The organism is Pseudomonas sp. NPDC087342 (assembly GCF_044744265.1).
Lineage (GTDB): Bacteria > Pseudomonadota > Gammaproteobacteria > Pseudomonadales > Pseudomonadaceae > Aquipseudomonas > Aquipseudomonas nunensis.
Genome location: NZ_JBIUXZ010000011.1, coordinates 140,027 through 159,582 on the forward strand (window position 1 = coordinate 140,027; position 19,556 = coordinate 159,582).

The 19,556-nt window shown below is 59.1% G+C and carries 14 protein-coding genes; 2 read left to right on the forward strand and 12 right to left on the reverse strand.

All coding sequences use genetic code 11. The annotated features are described in order from the left end of the window. Positions 1–8: 8 nt before the first annotated feature. The 12 genes from ACIOYV_RS21305 to yaaA form a co-directional block, all read right to left on the reverse strand. The gene (locus ACIOYV_RS21305) at positions 9–662 is read right to left on the reverse strand and encodes an alginate O-acetyltransferase AlgF (RefSeq protein WP_054049737.1); all 654 of its coding nucleotides are present in this window, start codon (positions 660–662) and stop codon (positions 9–11) included. Between the two features lie 14 nt (positions 663–676). Continuing rightward, positions 677–1,852, reverse strand: coding sequence for an alginate O-acetyltransferase (locus tag ACIOYV_RS21310; protein ID WP_163908554.1), 1,176 nt, complete (start codon positions 1,850–1,852; stop codon positions 677–679). Positions 1,853–1,863: 11 nt separating this feature from the next. After that, on the reverse strand, positions 1,864–3,429 hold the full coding sequence (locus ACIOYV_RS21315; protein ID WP_054049733.1) for an MBOAT family protein: 1,566 nt from the start codon (positions 3,427–3,429) through the stop codon (positions 1,864–1,866). 204 nt (positions 3,430–3,633) lie between these two features. Beyond that, complete coding sequence (locus ACIOYV_RS21320) at positions 3,634–4,767, reverse strand: mannuronate-specific alginate lyase (protein ID WP_082356679.1); 1,134 nt, start codon at positions 4,765–4,767, stop codon at positions 3,634–3,636. A gap of 11 nt (positions 4,768–4,778) precedes the next feature. Beyond that, positions 4,779–6,239 carry an alginate O-acetyltransferase gene (locus ACIOYV_RS21325; protein ID WP_401326783.1) on the reverse strand — a complete coding sequence of 487 codons (1,461 nt, stop codon included), beginning with the start codon at positions 6,237–6,239 and terminating at the stop codon, positions 4,779–4,781. Between the two features lie 10 nt (positions 6,240–6,249). After that, positions 6,250–7,836, reverse strand: a complete 1,587-nt coding sequence (gene algG / locus ACIOYV_RS21330; protein ID WP_401326785.1) for a mannuronan 5-epimerase AlgG — start codon at positions 7,834–7,836, stop codon at positions 6,250–6,252. Between the two features lie 26 nt (positions 7,837–7,862). Then, complete coding sequence (locus ACIOYV_RS21335; RefSeq protein ID WP_054049726.1) at positions 7,863–9,350, reverse strand: alginate export family protein; 1,488 nt, start codon at positions 9,348–9,350, stop codon at positions 7,863–7,865. Then, a complete protein-coding gene (gene algK, locus ACIOYV_RS21340; protein ID WP_401326788.1) occupies positions 9,347–10,840 on the reverse strand; it encodes an alginate biosynthesis TPR repeat lipoprotein AlgK in 1,494 nt (497 codons plus the stop codon). The genes ACIOYV_RS21335 and algK overlap by 4 nt, the downstream gene beginning before the upstream one ends. A gap of 15 nt (positions 10,841–10,855) precedes the next feature. Beyond that, positions 10,856–12,025, reverse strand: coding sequence for an alginate biosynthesis protein Alg44 (locus ACIOYV_RS21345; RefSeq protein ID WP_290024609.1), 1,170 nt, complete (start codon positions 12,023–12,025; stop codon positions 10,856–10,858). Positions 12,026–12,061: 36 nt separating this feature from the next. Beyond that, positions 12,062–13,543, reverse strand: coding sequence for a mannuronan synthase (gene alg8 / locus ACIOYV_RS21350; RefSeq protein ID WP_401326791.1), 1,482 nt, complete (start codon positions 13,541–13,543; stop codon positions 12,062–12,064). A gap of 183 nt (positions 13,544–13,726) precedes the next feature. After that, positions 13,727–15,043 (reverse strand): nucleotide sugar dehydrogenase, encoded by a 1,317-nt coding sequence (locus ACIOYV_RS21355; RefSeq protein WP_401326794.1) that lies wholly within the window; start codon positions 15,041–15,043, stop codon positions 13,727–13,729. Positions 15,044–15,846: 803 nt separating this feature from the next. Beyond that, entirely contained in the window at positions 15,847–16,626 is a 780-nt protein-coding gene (gene yaaA, locus ACIOYV_RS21360) for a peroxide stress protein YaaA (RefSeq protein ID WP_163908572.1), read from the reverse strand. A gap of 247 nt (positions 16,627–16,873) precedes the next feature. Here yaaA and ACIOYV_RS21365 point away from each other — a divergent pair, with 247 nt between their 5' ends. Further along, on the forward strand, positions 16,874–17,998 hold the full coding sequence (locus ACIOYV_RS21365; RefSeq protein WP_401326797.1) for a polysaccharide deacetylase family protein: 1,125 nt from the start codon (positions 16,874–16,876) through the stop codon (positions 17,996–17,998). Between the two features lie 346 nt (positions 17,999–18,344). After that, positions 18,345–19,556: PhoH family protein (locus ACIOYV_RS21370; protein WP_401326800.1), on the forward strand; the 1,212-nt coding region annotated here is incomplete at its 3' end.

Sequence of the window (19,556 nt, forward strand, 5' to 3'; positions counted from 1 at the left end):
CGAATTCATTAGCGCGTCGAAACCGGACGTTTCACCCACACTGGCGACAGGCTGCTGCCTTTGCCGGTGACGTACAGCACGGCCGCTTCGCCGCGTTCCAGGGCAACCGGTTTCACGTCGCCGACTTTGGTGGCGCCGTCATACAGGGCCAGGCTGACTTTCACCGGGTTGATTTCACGCTCGCCACGACCCTTGGCCGCTACCGACGGAACCACTTCGGTCTTGCCATCGGCGGTTTTCAGGGTCAGGGCCTTGTCGCTCAGGTTCTGTACGCGAACCAGGGACTTCTGCTTGTTCTTGAACGGCGGCTCTTCGATCAGTTGTGGCGCGCCGCTGGCGTTGTTGACCAGGGTGTAATAGTGGTCACCGGCGAGTTTGACCGGCAGGGTCTGGCTGCCGACCTTGGCGCTGTAGTCGCCGCCCGGCATGAAGCTGAAGTCGCTGCTGGCCAGTGGCGCAACATCGCTCAGGTTGGTGGTGCCGACGGTGGCGCTGACTTCAGCATTACCGGCGTTATAGATCCGTACGAAGGACGAGCCTTTCGGTGCGGTCGGGCCATAGAGTGCGGCGTCGCCAGCGAAGGCGGACATCGACAACACGCTCATGCCTGCAACGAGTGCGAAGGTCTTGGCGAGACGGCGAGGAGTAGTAGTGAAAGTCATGGTGTACCTCTCTTTCAGTTTTGCGCCCGGTCGGGCGTCTCGGATTTAGTGTTTGCGGCTACGTTTTGTTGGCGCACGCCAGCTTCTTTGAGCTCTGCGACCCACTGCGGGTCGGCGTCACCGATTTCGTTGTTCACAGGCAGATAACGTTCAGGAAACTCCCAGATCAGCACTTGTGGCGGGCTGTTCTTGAAAGCATCGCTTTTCAGGTAGCTGAGCATCGGCAGAATCGGGCCGTGGCCGTCTTCGGCGTAATTGACCACGTCGCTTTTCAGCGCTTGCTTCAGCGCACCGACGAAGTTCCAGTTCGGGTTGGCGCTGTAGCTGGTGCCGATCAGGGCCACCGGCACTTCGTTGTTGGCGAACAGCGCGTCGTCAGCAGCAGGCTGGTCATCAGCCGCCACGGTGTTGCGCTTCTGCAGCGGCTCGGTGGCCGGCATCATGTTTTCGAACAGCGGGTCCAGCGGCAGGAACAGTCGCAGGTCGCCTTTGTGGGTGACTTTCTCCGCTGGGGCAGTGACGAAGTTTTGCGGTTCGCCGCTGAGCGGGGTTTTCTCGGCAATGGTCTTGGCCAGGGTTTCGGCGGCGATTTGCGCGCCTTCCGGAGTCCAGTGGGTGTCGGTGCGCAGGAACACTTGCTGACCGTCCAGCTTGGCTTTCAGCATCGGGCCATACAGGTCGGGGGCGAGGATCTTGTCGGCCGCCACACGAGCGTGGAAGTCTTCATAGAGGTTGGCGTGAATGCTCGAAGGCTTCACTTCGCCCAGGTGTTCCGGGTACAGGCGAGTCTTGGCCGGCACGATGGCCATGACCAGTTTCACGCCTTTGGCTTTCAGTTCCTGGCGTACGCCTTCGACCAGCGCGTAGTTGCCTTGCAGGTTCAGCTCTTCGTTGACGATCGGGTTGAATTCTTCATCGCTGTACAACCACTGATCGCGACCAAGCACAACGCCCGGACGACCTTCGTTGAACAGTTTGAAATCCAGCGCGGCCCAGAGGTTGGTGCCCAGGCGCTTGATCGGGAACTCGGCGTCGTAGTGCGTCTCCACGGCTTTGGTCCAACGGCCATTCAGCACCGTGGTTTCAGCGCTGGTGCTGAACCCGAAGAAGCTGCGCGTGGACCACAGGCCCAGGACCAACAGCGTCACCAGGAACAGGGCGATGTAGAGGATGCGTAATGAGCGGGTCATGGTCAGATCCCTCAGAACTGGAAGTAAAGGAACGGCGAGAAGCTTTGCGCCGAGAGTTTGAAAATCGAGGCGATGAACAACACCAGCACCAGCGTGCGCATCAGGTAGCGCGGCCAGTCAGCGGACCAGTAGGCCGGTTGCACGGTGGCTTCAACGCCCACGGTGTAACCCGGCTGATGGATGCTGCCCGGGTTATCGCCCGGTACGGCTTTGATCATTCCAGGCGTTGCGGTGGCCGGGCCATCGGCCTCGACGTTCACCACAGGCTTGGTTTTTTCCGGCGGACGATTGGTGTAGAAATCGCGGATGCCGAAGAACGCCAGGGTCATGTAGGCCACGACCAGGGTCGCGACTTGCAGGCCGGTCAGGCTGGCCTGGTTGAGTTCCGACAACGACCATTCGCCGAAGCTGAACATCGCGCCGTACATGCGGCCGGCAACGTGCAGGTTTTCCGAGCGGAAGATCACCCAGCCCATGACGACGAGCAGGAAGGTCAGTGCCCAGCGGATCGGGTTGATGCTGCGTGGCGAGGTGTTCAGGCCCAGGGCCTTCTCGATCGCCAGCCACATGCCGTGCCATGCACCCCAGACGATGTAGGTGATGTTTGCGCCGTGCCACAGACCACCGAGCAGCATGGTCAGGAACAGGTTGCGATAGGTCATCAACGTGCCTTTGCGGTTACCGCCCAGCGTGATGTACAGGTAGTCACGCAACCAGGTGGACAGGCTGATGTGCCAGCGACGCCAGAACTCGGTGATCGACTGACTGATGTACGGCTGCTTGAAGTTTTCCATGAAGCGGAAACCCATCATCAAGCCCAGGCCGATGGCCATGTCGCTGTAGCCGGAGAAGTCGAAATACAGTTGTGCGGTGTAGGCCAGGGCGCCGAGCCAGGCGTCACCGGTGGTCGGGGCTTGCAGGGCGAAGCAATGGTCGGCCACCACCGCGAGGGTGTCGGCGATGAACACTTTCTTGATGAAACCCTGCATGAACCGCGTGGCACCTTCGGAGAACTTGTCGAGGGTGTGGGTGCGGTTGTTGAACTGGTCGGCGAGGTCGCGAAAACGCAAGACCGGGCCGGCAATCAGGTGCGGGAAGATCGCGACGAATGCAGCAAAGTCGATCAGGTTGCGGGTCGCCGGGGTATCGCCCCGGTAGACGTCGATGATGTAGCTGATGGACTCGAAGATGTAGAACGAGATCCCGATCGGCAACAGCACGTGGGTCAGGATGAACGGCGACAGACCGACCGAAGTCATCATCGCGTTGATGCTGTCGACGCCGAAGTTGGCGTACTTGAAGTAGCCGAGAATGCACAAGTCGACGGCCACGCCCAGGAGCAACCAGCGCTGGGCCGGTTTGGTCCGAACGCCTGCCGCGCCGACTTTGAGGCCGATCCAGTAGTTCCACAGCGTGACAGCGGCGAACAGCGCAAGGAAGTCGACGCGCCACCAGGCATAGAACACATAACTGGCGATCAGCAGCAGCAGGTTGCGATAGCGTATTCCGCTCAAGTAGTACATGCCGAGAAAGATCGGCAGGAACAAAAACAGGAATACGTTGGATGAAAATACCATCCCGGTCTCTCCATGTTTAACCAACAGTCAAGGGCCAACGGCCCCCCCAAACCCCCCACGAAAAAACGGGGGGTGTATTGCATTCAAACCCGCTGCGTTCCCTGTAGGAGCGAGGCTTGCCCGCGAAGGCGATGTATCAGTCGACATCCTTGGTGAATGTCAGACCGAATTCGCGGGCAAGCCTCGCTCCTACAGGTTTGGGGGCTAGCTCCCCTTGTTGCCTTTTTCATTGGCCGGGTCGTAGACCTTGGTCAAATCCCCACCGAGGCGGAAGGTTTTGAACGGCTGCATCTTGTGCTTCTGCGCCAGCACATCCGGCGAGCAGGTATAGAGCGTGCAGAACGGTTCAAGCCAGGCGAATTTCGAATCGACCTTGAGGTCTTTCATGTCCTGTTCCTTGCCGTTCTTCTTCTCGAATTCCTCCGGATCTTTCACACCGGACAGCACTCGATCACCCAGGCGTTTCAGCGCGCCGTTGTTTTCCTGACGCAAATCCACACCGTTGACCAACGCAAAACTGGCGATCATCGACAGCGGTGGCAGGGCGTAGTTGTGATAGGAGAGGGCACGTTGTTGGCGCTTCAACTCGTTCGGCAGGAAGCCATCGGCATCCACCTGATTGGCGCCGACTTTGTATTCCTTCACCGACCAATCGAAGAGGTCGCGGCGGTTGGTGGCGATGGACGTTGCCATCACCGACCAGGCGGACCAGTACGAGTGATTGTTGGTTTTCTCGAGCGGCAGGTTGTCCCAATCGCTGACGACCTGGTCTGCCATTTTGCTGAACCAGGCTTCGATCAACTGCGACTCTTGCTGGTGATTGGCCAACGGATGCGAGTCGGAGAACTTCAGGCGAATGTACGCCGACGCCATGCTGCCCAACGCCCATTTGCGCATCGATTTGCCGGTGTGGTTGAAGTCCTTGGACATCAAGGCATCGGCCTTGGCCCAGGCCGTCAGCCAGTTGAGCGTGCATTCGAGTTGTTCCGGGCGACCGTCACGCATGTACTGCATGACGCGCTTGCTGGTGCCGCGTTCCAGTTTGGTGATGTCGGCGGTGGTGTCGCGGAAGGCTTTTTCCGATTGCACGTTCAGGGTCGAACGGGCCTTGTCGGAACCTTCGTATTTGCTGCGAAATTGCAGGGCGCCGGTGTAAGGCGTCGGCATCGCGTCACAGCCTTCGCTGTTGTCGCCGGTTTTGACTTTTTCAATCGGCGCGAAGTAACCCTGGGGCGGACGCAGTGGCGCGGCTGCCTGGGTGGCGCCGGCGAACATCGCTAGCGTCAGCAGGGAAGGAGCGAGTAACTTTTTCAAAGTTCGGGTTTGCATGCATGTCATAAGAGGTAGCCTCATTGTCCGGCTTGAGCGGTGCGCTGCTCATTGCCGGAGAACACGTTGCGTTTGCAGATTTTCGCTTCGACTTTTTGTGGCGCGGCACCCGCTTCAGGGCCCTGGACTTCAACGGCCAGCAGGTTCTGCGTGGCCCAGTCTTCGTCCGTACGCAACTCAAAGGCAAAACGCCCGTCGGTGTCGGAGGTTTCCGGTTTTTCGATTTTGATGTCCTCGTGGCGACCGTTCATGTACCAGAGGGTGGCTTGCAGGACTTTCACCGACGCATCGGCGAACTGGATGTCGACCTGGTGACTGCCGTTTTGCAGGTTCAGGTTCTTGCTGTTGACCATTAATTCGTTTTTGCCCGGCTTCAATGTGGTGCTACCGGTCATTTGTGTTTCCTTGCCTTCGCAACCGTTGTCCAGCAGCGCCATCATCTGGCGGTAGATGGTTTCCTGGTCGAGGCGATAGAGCGGCGAGAATTCCCAGATGAGGATTTTCGGCGGTTTCTTCTGGAACTCTTCGCTGCCCAGGTACTGCAGCATCGAACCTTCCAGGCCACCGCCAGGGAATGCCACGTTGAGGATGTCGGCACCGATAGCCTCTTCGAGGAAACCGGCGAAGTTGTAGTTCTTGCCACTGTGGCTGGTGCCGACCAGGGTGATCTCCGGATTGCCGGAGTCACTGAACAGATCGCCATCGTCCGCTTCGCCTTTTGGCTCAGTGGTGAACTGATCCATGTACTGGATCGCGTAGCTCGTGCCACAGAGTTGACCGGCCATGTTGTGTAATGTTCCGGTCTTGCCCATGCGACCCGACTTATGGCTCTCGAACTCGCGCTTCGGCACGTCGGCGAAGGCCGGCATTTTCTTGATTTGTTCGCCAACGATTTTCGCTGTGCGCTGTGCGCCGTATGGCGTCCAGTGTTGGTCACCGCGGAAGTAGAAATCGTGGGCCGGCAGGGCGTCGGGCAGCGTCTCGTTGGTCAGCGGCGACAGGTCCGGCACGGTGTAGCCCATGGCGGCGAAGCGGCCGAGCATGGTCTTGTAGTTCTTCAGGGCCTTGTCGAAATCGTACTTGGCCTTGTCTTCCGGATTCAGCTTGTTGCGGTTCACCAGGCCACGGGTCGGCTGGTAGACGACCACCAGTTCCACGCCTTTGCTCTTGAACGCATCGTGCAGTTCTTTCATGCGTTTGTAGCCGGCAGGGGAGGTGTCGAACTCGGTGCGCAAGTCTTCTTGCGTACGGAACAACCAATCGCCCTGGGCCTGCACCAGCGTGGTGAAGTTCTGTTGATAGCGCGTGGTGTAATTCTTCGCGTCGTGGGCTTCCGGGCACAGGTTGCAGCACGGGTCGGCGGTGAACTTCGGCGCAGTTGCGCTGGCAGTTGCATCGTCGGCACGGGCGCCAGCGCTGGCCGCGAGAATCCCGAGTGTCAGGCCCGACAGGCTGAGTAATTTGATCAAGTGTGGGTGCATAAAATTATCCTCAGTCCTGCATTTCGGTCTGGCGTTCGACAGGGTCGATCAGCACGGCTTTCTGCTGGCGTACCAGCAGGTCGAGAATTTCATCCTGGCGCTCGCCAAGAATCCCGTTGAAGCTGATGCCACTGGATTTGGTCGGCGCGAGCATGGACACGCGGTACAACTCGACGCTCAGCGGCGAGTCGATGGACAGCGGTCCGCTGCCATTGCCGGCCAGTTCGCCGCCGACCACGATCAGCGACACCTGGGCGTCGAACGGGTCGAGCTTGATGTCCCGGTCGGTGTCGCTCAGGTCCTTGATGTGCCCGTAGACACCGGTCAGGCCGTTGGCCATGGCGAGGTTTTCGTAGAGGCGAATGTTCACGCTGTTACGAATCCGGATGCCGTGGCGCTTGTTGCTGATCACCTTGTTGCCCCACAACAGGTTGTCGCCACTCTCGTAGAGGGTGATGCCGTCGGTGTGGTTCTTGTAGATCTCGTTGTAGGCGATCAGGTTGTTCACGCTGTTACGGTCGATCACCAGCCCCGAGAGGTGGTTGTCGTAGCTGCGGTTGTTGAAGATGAAGCTGTCGTTGACCTCACGGGAAATGATGATCCCGTGCTTCTTCTTGGTCCCGTATACGGTGTTGTCCGCGATGATCAGACCGTGGGAACGGTCATGCGGGTCAATGCCGTAGACGATGTTGTCTTTGTAGGTGTTGCCCTTGACCACGAAGTCGCGGGCTTCGTAGCAGTAGAAGCCGTACCACATGTCCGAGAACTCGGAACCGACGATCCAGCCAGTCGGTTCAGAACGCTTGAGCACCTTGGCCATGTTCGGCGTGTACTGGGAAATACTCACACCGTAGGACTTACTGTTGGCGTAGCCGAAACTGGCGATCTTGCTGTTGGCGATGTAGGTCTCGGTGCCGCCCCAGGACAGCAGGAACGGACGGAATTCCTTCGGCGTCTTGAACAGCGCCGGGCCATTGGCCTTCTCGCTCCACCCGGTGATCTTGGTGTCACGCACAAACAACTGGCCGTCGTTGACCAGGAACGAGCCCGCCTCTTGGGACAGGCGCAATTCCTGGGTCTGCTTGTCGATTTCGAGGATGCCCTTGCGGCCAACCACAATCGGCAGCTTCGCCAGGAATACACCTGGCGAAGTTTCGCTGATGTACTTTGGTTCTTTCTTCGCCAGGTCTTTGAGGTTCATGTAGCCGTCGTCGACGAAGATCGCCTGCGGGATACCGTGCTGACGCACCACCCACTCGGCCATCTTGTTGTCGCCGCCGATGAAGTCCTTCAAGGCGTCTTCCTGCATCATCCGGCGCACGCTGACCTTGCCCGGTTTGGTCCGCACCACTTTCGCGGCGATGGCTTCGGCGGTGTAGCCGGAAGTATCCGGCAGCTTCGGCTTGGCCAGCTCCAGCGGTGCAGTCGGTGCGCTGCTGACGGTGTAGGTCTTGGCTTGTTGCAGTCCTTTGGCCAGGGTCGCTGGCTGGCCTTTTTGTGCAGGCGCAACCGGCTCCGCGTTGGCGAAGGCGACCGAGCTGGCCAGCAGCATGGCGCCGGCCAGCAACGTGATCGAACCTCTCTTCGGATAGGTCATGTCGGGCACTCCTTTCGCGGCTCGCATCAGAAGCGCCAGATCACGTCGATGAACGCGCGGTGCATGTACGAATCGACTTCTTTGCCATAGGCATCGCCGGGCTTGAACACACCGCCACGGAAACGCACCAAGGCCGAAGGCTCATCGATCGACTGGCTTAAAGCAGCAGGCAACAGCCCTTGCTTGAAGTACTTGGTGACCACCAGGTCCATTTCCTGACCGAGGTCCTTGTTGCCATCCTGCAGCGGCAGCGAGGTGCTGGAGAGGATCGCGCCGGTGGCGTCGTCGGTGTTGTTCTCGACGGCGTTGATACCGTTGCTGCCTACCGGTTTGCTGCCGTCCACGCGCCAGAACTTGTGGTACACGAGGCTGGCGTCGTATTCGTCGTTGAGCATCCACGAACCGAACAGGGTCGCGGTTTGCATGTTGTTCATTTCGCCACGGAAGGCTTCGCCGAAACGGTGAACCCGCGAGCGAGTACCGGTGTAGTTCGAGCGGTTGCTTTCCAGGCCGTTCTGTTCGTAATCGGCGCTGGCGCGGGCATACGCTGCACCGACTTGCCATTGCGGATCGAGGCGCAGACGCACGCCGACATCGGTAGCCCAGCCGTTGAGGTCTTCACCGGTCTTGGCTTCGGTCGGGCGGGTGCCGTCGGCATTCAGCGCGTTGACTGTGTCGGTGTCGCCGCTCATACCGGTGATGCTGCCCCAGTAGTTGACGGTGTTGGTGTTGCGCCAGTTGTAGGCATCGCTGTCAGCGGTAAGGCCGAGCCAGCTGATGTCGCCATTCTGTTTCTTGTCCAGCGAATCGCCGGCCACACCCGGTTCCGGGTAGTCGAGCTTGCCGTCATCGTGGGTGTGATGACCGCGAATGCCGACCCAGTTGCCCGGGGTCCACTGATACGCCGCATCGGCATAAGCGTGCAGGCGATCCTTGTCTTTTGGCGCCAGCTCTTTCAAGTCGGTGCGGTACTCGCTGAAGCGTTCGGCCACACCGGCGTTGGCACGCAACAGGGTGGTGTCGAAGGTCCAGTTCAGGGCTTCGATGTTGCTGTCGCGCCATTGGCCGTCGTCATTGCGCAGGCGTTGGCGACCGAGCTTGAGCATCTCGCCCGGGTAAGGCGTGAGGCCGCTGTAGCCAACCCAGAATTCGCGCATGGCCAGGTAGTTTTTCTTGGACTTGCGATCACCGTTGTCGGTGTCCTGGGTGCCGTCGCTGTCGGACTGTTGCAGGGTGTCGGTTTCGATGATGTCGGTGGACGTCACCGCTTGACCCATCGCATAGGCGCTCCACGCGCCACGTTCACCGTAGACCCATGGACGCAGGTCGAGGCCCAGGCCATTGACGTCGCCGCCCTTGGCGGTGCCGAGGTCGGCGTCGTCTTCGGACTGGCCGGTGACTTTAACTTCGAGGCCGTAGTTTTTGGCATCGGTCATCGCGGCCAGGGTCGGACACGACCACAGCAGGGCGAATGTCAGGCCAATACCGGCCTTGACGAATGGATTCAGCTTCATAGGGTTTCCTCGCCGTCTTCTTCTTGCAGGGCATGCAAATCCAGCTTGTTCTGGCTCGAGGAACCACGAACGGCCTGTTCTTGTTTCAACAGGCGTTGGGCCTCGGCGAGCTGGGCAGGCGGCAGTTGGGCTTCGAGTGTTGTCGCAAGCTCATTGGCTTGCGGGGTGTCCTGAGCCTTGGCCAACTGGCTGAAGACGTAGGCGTTGACCGGGTTGGGCTTGGTGCCCTTGCCTTGGGAAAACAGCTGGGCGATGGCGAAGTCGGCGCTGTTCTGGCCGTTGCGCGCAGCGGTCAGCAAGTGATCCAGGGCTTTTTGCGAGTAGACCTTGCCCAGGTAGCCACGGCGGTAGATCTGGCCGAGGTAGTAATCGGCGGCGACTTCACGGCCGACGGCTTTCTGGAAGTGTTCTTCGGCGACCTTGGCGTCAGCCGGCACCCATTTGCCTTCGTAGTAGAGCTTGCCCAGCAACAGTTCGGCGCGGGGTTGATCGGCGGCGCGACCGTTGTCCAGGTACTTCATCATCGTGTCGACGTCGCCGAGTTCCGGGAAGTCGTAAAGCAATTGCGCCAGGCTGACCCAGGAAGCAGGGTAGCCAGGGGCGATTTCTTCGAGCAGCGACTGCGCGGTTTTCTCGTCAGTCTTGCCCAGGGTCGCATCACCGAGGACGCGAGCGACGCTGTCCACGCGTTGAGCGGAAACAGTGCCGCGTGCATGGGCGGCTTGCATCTGCTTGATCAGCTCGGCGGTTTGTTCTGGCTTGGCTTGTTTCTGGTAAACCGTGGCCAGTTCGACGTAGCAGATGTCGGTGGTGTTCAACGCCGCTTTACAGATGGATTCGACTTCGTCCAGGTGCTGGTCGTAAGTGCCTTGGGTGCGATACAGCAGCACTTGGGCCAGGCCCGCTTCCGGTTTGCCTTCGGCGCGCCATTGGCTGATCTGCTGCTGGGCGTTGATGTTCGGGAAACTGTGCGGGTATTGCAGGTACAGCATCGCCAGCGGGATCAGCGTATTGCCTTCGCCATTGGCCGAGGCTTTTTTCAACAGGCCTTCGGCTTCGTGCTGTTCGGCTTCAGTAGAACCGGGCTTGGCCACCAGCAGGCGACCGAGACGAGCCTGGGCTCGCGGCGAAACGCCGACCGCGGCGCGGTAAGTCGCCTCGGCCTGTTTCATCTGCGCCGGGTCACGGCTGTCGACCTGGATATCGGCCAGGCCCACCTGGGCCTCGCTGTAACCCAGGTCTGCCAGTTGCTGGTAGTTCTGCTGCGCCAGCGCGGTGTCGCCGCGCTTCAGGGCTTCGTTCGCCAGGCGTTGGTCGGGCAGGCCGGCGCAACCGCTGAGGCTCACGGCCAGCGCCAGGGCACAGAACGCATAGCCAGTGTGAGAGCGATGCTGGCGGCTCGGTGCATCAGACAGACCGCGCTGATCCCATCGCGAGCAAGCTCGCTCCCACAGGGACTGCGATGTACTGAGGATTTGTGGAGTCGTCACGGGCATGTCCTCTGCTTAAATACCGGCGGCCATGGCTTTGTCGATCAGCCAGTTCAAGCTCGGGCCACGATCGCTGTTCACTTCCACCGGGCGACCAGCGAAGGTGGTGTCCAGCGGCTCGTCAGGCTTGATCTGTACGCGGATGTCGGAGGACAGGTCGGCGCTTTTCAGGCTGGTGCTGCTGACGATCTTGCCGGTGCGGACCTTGTCTTCGCCGGCGATTTCGAAGGTCACTGGCGCGCCTGGACGCACGTCGGCGAACTGGCGATAAGTGAAGCGCGCGTCGATGTTGGCTTCGCTGTTACGCGGCACCAGATTGAAGATCACGTCGCCCTTGCTGGCGTACTGACCGTTGCCGACCAGTTGCTGCGCCACGGTGCAATCGCACGGCGAAGTCAGGGTGCCGGTCATTTGCTTGCCGAACAGTTCTTCAACCTTGGCCGGTTGCAACTGGTCTTCGTCCAGATGGCCCTTGAGCACATCGAGCATGCTGGTGCTGAAGGTCGCCAGCGGTGCGCCTTTGGCGGCAATGCCGTCGGCTTTGATCAGGCTCTGCACGGTGCCGTCGCGCGGCATGGTGATGTTCATGCCCGGTACGCTGACGATGCCGGCCTGGGCGTGGCTGACGAAGTACATGCCGTACACCGACTTGAAAATGAAACCGAACGCCGCGAGGCCGACGAGGAAAATCGCGAAGCTGAACGTCACCGCACGCAGACGACCGAACGGGGTCATGCCGTGGCCGCCATCCTTGACCTTGCGCGCCTTGGTGAAGTTGTCGCGCTGCAGGGTCGCCAGCACTTCACCCATGCTGACGATGTCGCCGGACAGGTGAGAAGTGATCAGGTGACGCAGGGTCGAGATGTCTTGCGCTTCCAGGTTCTGGAACTGGCAACCGGCGCGACCGGTCTGGCGATCGAAGGAGCGGATCTGCAACTCCACGTCCATGGCCAGGCCGAGGTTATCGATGACGAATTGCAGGCGAGCCTTGTGCACGTCGCCGATCTTCAGCGGCAGCTGACCGGCGTTGAACGCCAGGCCGCCAGCGGAGAGGTCGAGGACCCGGGCATCGACCGGCGTACGGTCTGGACCGAAGAAACGCAGCTTGGCCGGGATTTTCACTCGGGCGTGTTGGCGCTGGGCTTCGGATTCGTGCACTACGTTGGCATTGACGGCGGTATTCATAGGGGCAATTTCCTGGTTAATTCAATAAGGGGGCGGTCAGACCATCATCAGCAGCACGGCGACGAAAACGCTGCCGGCGGAGAAGGTCATGGTCCGAGACGACCAGGTGTTGAACCAACGTTGAAAGCTGGCGAGATCACGGGTCAATTTGGTGTCCTGGCGAGTCCAGGATTGTTGGTCGAGGCGGAAGAACACGTAGATCTTCACCAGCGCGCCGACGATCTGGTTGTAATAGAGAATCATCGGGTAGGCCGGGCCGACGCGGTGACCGGAGCAGGACAGCAGCAGGGTCAGAATCAGGCGGGTGATGCCGATCCACAGCAGGTAAGCGAGGATGAACGCGCCGCCGTACTTGAAGCTGGCGATGATCGCTACGGTCAGGCCGAGCAACGAAGTCCACATCGACACACGTTGGTCGAACAGCACTACCGAGGTGAACAGGCCAAGGCGTTTCATCCCCAGGCCCAGGGCACGGGAGTTCTGACGCAGGTTGTTGCCGTACCAGCGGAACATCAGTTTGCGGCTGGCCTTGATGAAGCTTTTTTCCGGCGGGTGTTCCACGGTGTGGATCGCCGCGTCCGGTACGTAGAAAGTGTCGTAACCCAGGCGCATCAGGCTGAACCAGCTCGACTTGTCGTCACCGGTCAGGAACTTGAAGCGGCCCAGGCGCCAGTGTTGCAGCGAGTCGCTTTCCACGTCGGCGATGAAGTCCGGGTCGGTCACCACGGTTGCGCGAAACACCGACATCCGGCCGGTCATGGTCAGGACGCGTTTGGACAAGGCCATCGAGCACATGTTGATGTGGCGCTGGGCGAAGCGCAGTTTGTGCCACTCAGCCATGACGTAGCCGCCGCGTACTTCGCAGAACTCGTTGGTGGTCAGGCCGCCGACATTGCCGAACAGCTGGAACCACGGCACGGTCTTGAGCACGACGCCAGGAGCGAGCACGGTGTCGCCATCGATCACTGCAACCACTGCGCGGTCATCCGGCAAGTGGCGGGAGATGGCGCGGAAACCGTAGGCCAGGCCATCGCGCTTGCCGGTGCCGGGAATGCGCACGAAGTCGAGCTTGACGCGAGCCGGTGGATTCATTTTGGTCCACAGGCTTTTCACCAGCTTCTCATCGGACATTTCCACGATGGAGCAGACCATGGTGGTCGGCAGGCCGCAGTCGATCGCTTCGCGAATCACCGAGGCGTAGACCTGAGCAGTGGTCAGGGCGTCGATACGGAAACTGGTGACCATCAGGTACACATGCGACGGGTCTGCCGCTTTACCCAGCTTGCGCACTTTGCGCCGCAGGTGCGGGTAGACCACGTACAGGAACAGCATGCCGCGCAGAAAGTGCGTGGCACCCATCGAGTAACGCCAGATCCCGATGAAACCGATCAGGAAAATAAAGTCCTTCGACTCGGAGTCGAACGTGGACGAAGGCAACGCCATGGCGATGCCCATCAATAAACTTAGGTAAAACAGCCAACCGGCGGCCTGTAAAAGGCCGTGCTTTAGCCTGTGCATAATCTGCATCCGTCTCTATCTCGGGCGAGCCTGTGGGGTGGCCCGATGGGGTTAAGGCAGGCGAAAAAACCAGGTCAATTCCCTCGGACCCGTAGGAGCGAGGCTTGCCCGCGAACACGGCGTACCTGACACATCACGTCGTCTGGTTCGCCGGCAAGCCTGGCTCCTACAGAGGGCTGCTTGTTACCAGCAGATACCTTCGGTGCGATCTTTAGCGCTGGTGGCCTGAGACATGAAGCCAACCAGGTCGATCACTTGCTTGCCGTGTGGAGCCTGTTCCGCCAGGGCGCGGAATTTCTCGTCACGGTTACCGAGGATGATCACGTCGGAGTTGTTGATCACATCGTCGAAGTCGGAGTTGAGCAGCGACGAAACGTGCGGGATCTTCGACTCGATGTAGTCCTTGTTCGCGCCGTGGACACGGGCGTACTCGACGTTGCTGTCGTAGATGCTCAGGTCGTAACCCTTGCCGATCAGCATTTCCGCCAGATCAACCAGCGGGCTTTCGCGCAGGTCATCGGTGCCGGCCTTGAAGCTCAAGCCGAGCAGGGCGACTTTGCGTTTGTCGTGGCTGGACACGATGTCGAAGGCGTTCTGCACTTGCGACACGTTGCTGCGCATCAGCGAGTTGAGCAGCGGCGCATCGACGTCCAGGGAACCGGCACGGAAGGTCAGTGCACGCACGTCTTTCGGCAGGCAAGAGCCGCCGAACGCGAAGCCTGGGCGCATGTAGTACTGCGACAGGTTCAGGGTTTTGTCCTGGCAGACCACTTCCATCACTTCACGACCATCGACGCCGACAGCCTTGGCGATGTTGCCGATCTCGTTGGCGAAGGTCACCTTGGTGGCGTGCCACACGTTGCAGGTGTACTTGATCATCTCGGCGACGGCGATGTCCTTGCGGATGATCGGCGCGTCGAGTTCTTCGTACAGGGCTTGCAGCACGTCGCCGCTGGCCTTGTCGAACTCGCCGATGACAGTCATCGGTGGCAGGTCGTAGTCGGCGATCGCGGTGCTTTCACGCAGGAATTCAGGGTTGACCGCCACGCCGAAGTCGACGCCGGCTTTCTTGCCCGAGCAGTCTTCGAGAATCGGGATGACAACGTTTGCGACCGTGCCCGGCAAAACGGTGCTGCGAACCACGATGGTGTGGCGGGTGGTCTTGTCACGCAGGACAAAACCGATCTCGCGGCACACGGCTTCGATGTAGTTCAGTTCCAGGTCGCCGTTCTTCTTGCTTGGCGTACCAACGCAGATCATCGACAGGTCGGTGTCACGAATCGCTTCGGCGAAGTTGGTCGTGCCGCGCAGTTTGCCCGTCTCGATACCCTTCTGCAGAAGTTCACCCAGACCCGGTTCAACGATGGGCGATTTGCCGGCGTTGATCATATCGATCTTGTCTTTGGCAACATCGACGCCAATGACGTCATGGCCACGTGCAGACAGGCAACCGGCACATACTGCACCGACGTAACCCAAACCAAATATGCTGATGCGCATCGCATTTACCTCTGTAATTATCAAGCCATTAAATGGCCGGAGTTAATGGTGTTCAGCGGTCGTAGTGCACTCGCAAGTGCGTGCTTACAGGCGCCACAATGCAGCGTGCAGGCAAACAAAGTTCCGAGTGACTAAATAAGTGCACTCAAGATGTGCGCAACTAGGCCTTATTATTATGTATGCCCTGTTATGCATTCTGCCCCCTGTTCAGAGGACAATCGTGCAAAGGTCATGCGCGCTCGATGTCAGGCTGAGGGCCCGTAAATCAAGCGGTTGGGTGCTCGGAGGAGCACGTTTATAGGGGCGCTGCCTTGGCCGTATAGGGGATAGTAATGGTGCGTATCTCCTGTCCTATCGGTACTGCCCGAATCAGAGGCCATTAAGCGGAAGTTCGTGTGACAACTTCGCTACATGGTTGTCGTCTCTGCGTAAGTTATTTCCTACAAGCTCAAGGAAAATAGTTACCGGTGGTATGAGCTACGCATTTGGACATAGTTCCTGTCCGCCCATCGCGAATCCTGAAATTTCTTGAAATATTGAAAAAGATGGCACTGCTTTCAGATTGATAGCACTTGCCGTTTCGCCCTTTATATATAGGGTAATTATTGAATTGGATGTGTATGTGCCACTACCGATAAAAATTTTCGGTGCCACTACTGAAAAAAATCATGAATGTCGAGTGAAAGAAAAGTTAGGAAGTTGGATGATGTATTTTTGGCGCCAAGAGAATGGCGAAACAGGCGGGGAATTGTCGGACGATTAAACAGTGCGCACGACCGACGGTCGTGCGCTGTATGAGTGCGTTACTCGGGAGTGTGATCGCGCAGGAATACCAAGTTGTCCGGTTTGGACTGTTCGGTACTGTAACGATAACCCTGGATATCAAACTGTTTGAGAGCGTCCGGGTTGTTGATGCGCTCTTCGATAACGAACCGGCTCATCATCCCGCGCGCCTTCTTCGCGTAAAAGCTGATGATTTTGTACTGGCCGTTCTTCAGGTCCTTGAACTCGGTATTGATGATGCGCGCGTTCAAGGCGCTGCGTTTGACCGCCGAGAAGTACTCGTTGGAGGCCAGGTTCAGCAGCACGTCGTCACCTTGGTCGGCCAGCGCTTCGTTCAGCCATTCGCTGATCCGCGTGCCCCAGAAGGCGTACAGGTCCTTGCCACGGGCATTCGCCAGTTTGGTGCCCATCTCCAGCCGATAAGGCTGCATCAGGTCGAGCGGGCGCAGCAGGCCATACAGGCCGGACAACATGCGCAAATGCTGCTGGGCGTAATCGAAATCGGCTTCGCTGAAGGTTTGGGCATTCAGGCCGGTGTATACGTCGCCCTTGAAGGCCAGCAACGCCTGCTTGGCGTTTTCCGGGGTGAACGCGGGTGTCCAGCTGCCGAAACGCGCGGCGTTGAGCCCGCCGATCTTGTCGGAGACGTGCATCAACTCGCTGATCTGCGCCGGCGTGAGGTCGCGCAACTGCATGATCAGCTCCTGGGAATGGTCCAGGTATTGCGGCTGAGTGAAACGCTGGGTGGCCGGCGGTGTTTCGTAATCGAGGGTCTTGGCGGGGGAAATCACCATCAGCATGAAGTCGTCTCCTTTAATCGTGCGGCGATTCTAGGGGGTTGTTGGTGTTGACTCCAGCTATCAAGCCCATAGGTGATCGGTGGTGCCACGCAAAACCCAGTAGGATCGAGGCTTGCCCGCGAAGGCGATGTGTCAGGTGACATTGATGTTGAATGTGCCGCCGTGTTCGCGGGCAAGCCTCGCTCCTACAGGATATTGAGTGGGATCAGCTATAGTGCCGCGCGGGTTTTGTTATGGAGACATCCCTTTGCGTATCGTTTTTTTATTCTCGGCCTGGCTCTTGAGCTTCGGTGCCCTGGCGGCGCCCGGCGATGTGGCGACGCTCGATCGCAGCACCTGGCCGGAACAACTCACCAGCCCGACCCTGTTCGACGTCGCGTCGCGGGCCGAAATCCTCATGTTCGCCCGCGTCCTGCTGGCCAGCGAGTCCCTGGATGAAGCCAGCCTGGCACGACGCCTGGGCCTGCGCACGATCAATCTGGACGCGGTCAACAGCCTGCGCGAGCGGATGTGGCAACGCCTGCTGACCAACTACAACTTTGCCCAGCAGAGCTGCGATCAGGACGCGTCGTTCTGTTTCCTGGTCGAAGACCTGCCGACCTTGCGCGAGCAAGCGGCCAAGTTTCAGGTCAGTGACGACAGCTTTTATATCAAATGGTCCGAACCGAGCCGCCTGTTCCACGCCCAGTATCTGGACGAGCAATTGCGCAAGGCTGCGCTGTTTCCGCAAACCAGCAGCGAAGTCGATCGTTTCGGCGACTATGAGCACAACGGCGACGAGATGCATGACCGGCTGTTTCTGTTGACCTTCGACAGCGCAGCCAATGCCATTCCGGACAACACCGGGTGGATCGCCGAGTACCTGCGCAAGTCGAACATCAACGGCACGTTCTTCGTGCTCGGCAAGGACATCCAGGCGCGTCTGGCCGACGGGTCAGTGGCCAGTCTGCAAGCAATGTATTCACAGCAATGCCTCGGCGTGCAGGGCTGGGAGTTCCGCTCCCACAGCCATTGGCAAGACTGGCAGGACTCGGTCAAACGCAGCGCCGAACTGGTGAAGAGCAAATTGCCGGAAAACTACGTGCCGCTGTTCCGCCCGCCGGATGGCCAGCGTCGTTCCGATGCGCAGGGCTTCTTCGAATCGCAGGGTTTGCAGGTGGCGCTGTGGGACATCGATCCCCAGGACGGCGCGGGCAAGCTCAAGGGCAGCCAGAGCGCCCAGCGGGTGCTGACGCTGATGCTGTTGTGGCGTCACGGCGTGATCAATTTCAATGTGAAGCAGGACGCGGTGAAAACGTCGATGCCTTGGCTGATCGGCCAAACGGCGCAAAGCGGGATCGGTTGGGAGGACTGTCAGGTGGCGTTTCGCTGAAATACGCAAAAGCCCGCAATCATTGGGGCAGAGGGCAGGGCGGGGCGATTTTGAAAGGAATTTCGATGCAGGCGGACTTCCGACTTTAACGGCACAATGCCTGCACGCCAAGGGCTATTCGTCACTCTGAAAAATAAACTTCAAAAAAACGTCAAAGTACTTTTTTCTGTCATGGGTTTTGGAGTATTACGAAGACAGACCGCCGAAACCTGCAACACAGGTGGCGTCTTCCAAGACCCATTTGTGAGCAGTTCACTTGAGTCCCAACAGGTGAATTCGGTGGCCACTTCGAGGCGCAGCACTGTCACGGTATTGCGTCGAATGGCTCCCACAAAGGTGACCGAGTATGGATGATCACGGACGTAGTTCTTCTTCCAACCAGCCAATCCTTTATGTACTCGATACCAACGTATTGATTCACGATCCAAACGCCCTGCTTAACTTCGAAGAACACCACGTTGCGATCCCGATGACCGTGCTTGAGGAGCTGGATAAGCTCAAGAGCGGGCATCACAGCGTTGCGGCCGAATGCCGTCAGGCGATCCGCCTGATCGACAAGACCCTGGGCGATGCCAGCCCCGAGGACGTCGAACTCGGTGTGCCGATCCAGCGCGGCAAGAGTGGGCCCAAGGGTTTGCTGTCAATTCTGATGAGCAAGCGCGCTGAGCCGAATATCATTCTGCCCGAGCACCTGAACGACAACATCATCATCAACCAGTTGATCGATCTGCACGCGCGCGAACCGAAGTTGCCCGTGGTGCTGGTGACCAAAGACATCAACATGCGCCTCAAGGCCCGGGCGTGCGGGATTGCGGCCGAGGACTACAGCACCGACCAACTGGTCGACGACGTATCGCTGCTACCTAACGGCTACCACAACATGACCGGCTCCTTTTGGGACCTCGTGAGCAAGGTCGAAACCCGTCAGGACCACGGCCGCACCTGGCACCAGGTGAAGCTGATCGACAACCTGCCGGCGGTGCACATCAATGAGTTCATCATCGACGAACAAGGGTTTGTCGGCTGGATCAAGGAGATTGAAGAAGACCGCCTGCTGATTCTCGATCTGCATCAGGAACCCCTGTTGCACCAGGAAGCCTGGGGCCTGAAACCGCGTGACATCTATCAGAGCCTGGCGCTCTACGCCTTGCTTGATCCGGACATTCACCTGGTCAACCTGTCTGGCGCGGCCGGTTCGGGTAAAACCATCCTGGCCCTGGCCGCTGCGATCGAGCAGACCATGGTCAGCAAACGTTATCGCCGGATCATCGCCACCCGTAGCGTGCAGGGCCTGGACCAGGAAATCGGCTTCCTGCCTGGCACCGAAGCGGAAAAAATGGAGCCTTGGCTGGGCGCCATCACCGACAACCTCGAAGCCTTGCACATGGATGACGAAAACACCCATGGCAGCGTCGACTACATCCTCAGCAAAGTGCCGTTGCAGTTCAAATCCCTCAACTACATCCGGGGTCGCAGCTTCCAGCAGAGCCTGATTTTGATCGATGAATTCCAGAACCTCACGCCGCACCAGATGAATAACATCATCACCCCAGCCTGC

Coding starts and splice junctions, on each gene's coding strand:
- ACIOYV_RS21355 (WP_401326794.1), bottom strand. CDS start 15,043: ATGCGCATCAGCATATTTGGTTTGGGTTACGTCGGTGCAGTATGTGCC.
- ACIOYV_RS21310 (WP_163908554.1), bottom strand. CDS start 1,852: ATGACCCGCTCATTACGCATCCTCTACATCGCCCTGTTCCTGGTGACG.
- ACIOYV_RS21315 (WP_054049733.1), bottom strand. CDS start 3,429: ATGGTATTTTCATCCAACGTATTCCTGTTTTTGTTCCTGCCGATCTTT.
- yaaA (WP_163908572.1), bottom strand. CDS start 16,626: ATGCTGATGGTGATTTCCCCCGCCAAGACCCTCGATTACGAAACACCG.
- ACIOYV_RS21305 (WP_054049737.1), bottom strand. CDS start 662: ATGACTTTCACTACTACTCCTCGCCGTCTCGCCAAGACCTTCGCACTC.
- alg8 (WP_401326791.1), bottom strand. CDS start 13,543: ATGCACAGGCTAAAGCACGGCCTTTTACAGGCCGCCGGTTGGCTGTTT.
- ACIOYV_RS21345 (WP_290024609.1), bottom strand. CDS start 12,025: ATGAATACCGCCGTCAATGCCAACGTAGTGCACGAATCCGAAGCCCAG.
- ACIOYV_RS21320 (WP_082356679.1), bottom strand. CDS start 4,767: ATGACATGCATGCAAACCCGAACTTTGAAAAAGTTACTCGCTCCTTCC.
- ACIOYV_RS21335 (WP_054049726.1), bottom strand. CDS start 9,350: ATGAAGCTGAATCCATTCGTCAAGGCCGGTATTGGCCTGACATTCGCC.
- algG (WP_401326785.1), bottom strand. CDS start 7,836: ATGACCTATCCGAAGAGAGGTTCGATCACGTTGCTGGCCGGCGCCATG.
- ACIOYV_RS21325 (WP_401326783.1), bottom strand. CDS start 6,239: ATGCACCCACACTTGATCAAATTACTCAGCCTGTCGGGCCTGACACTC.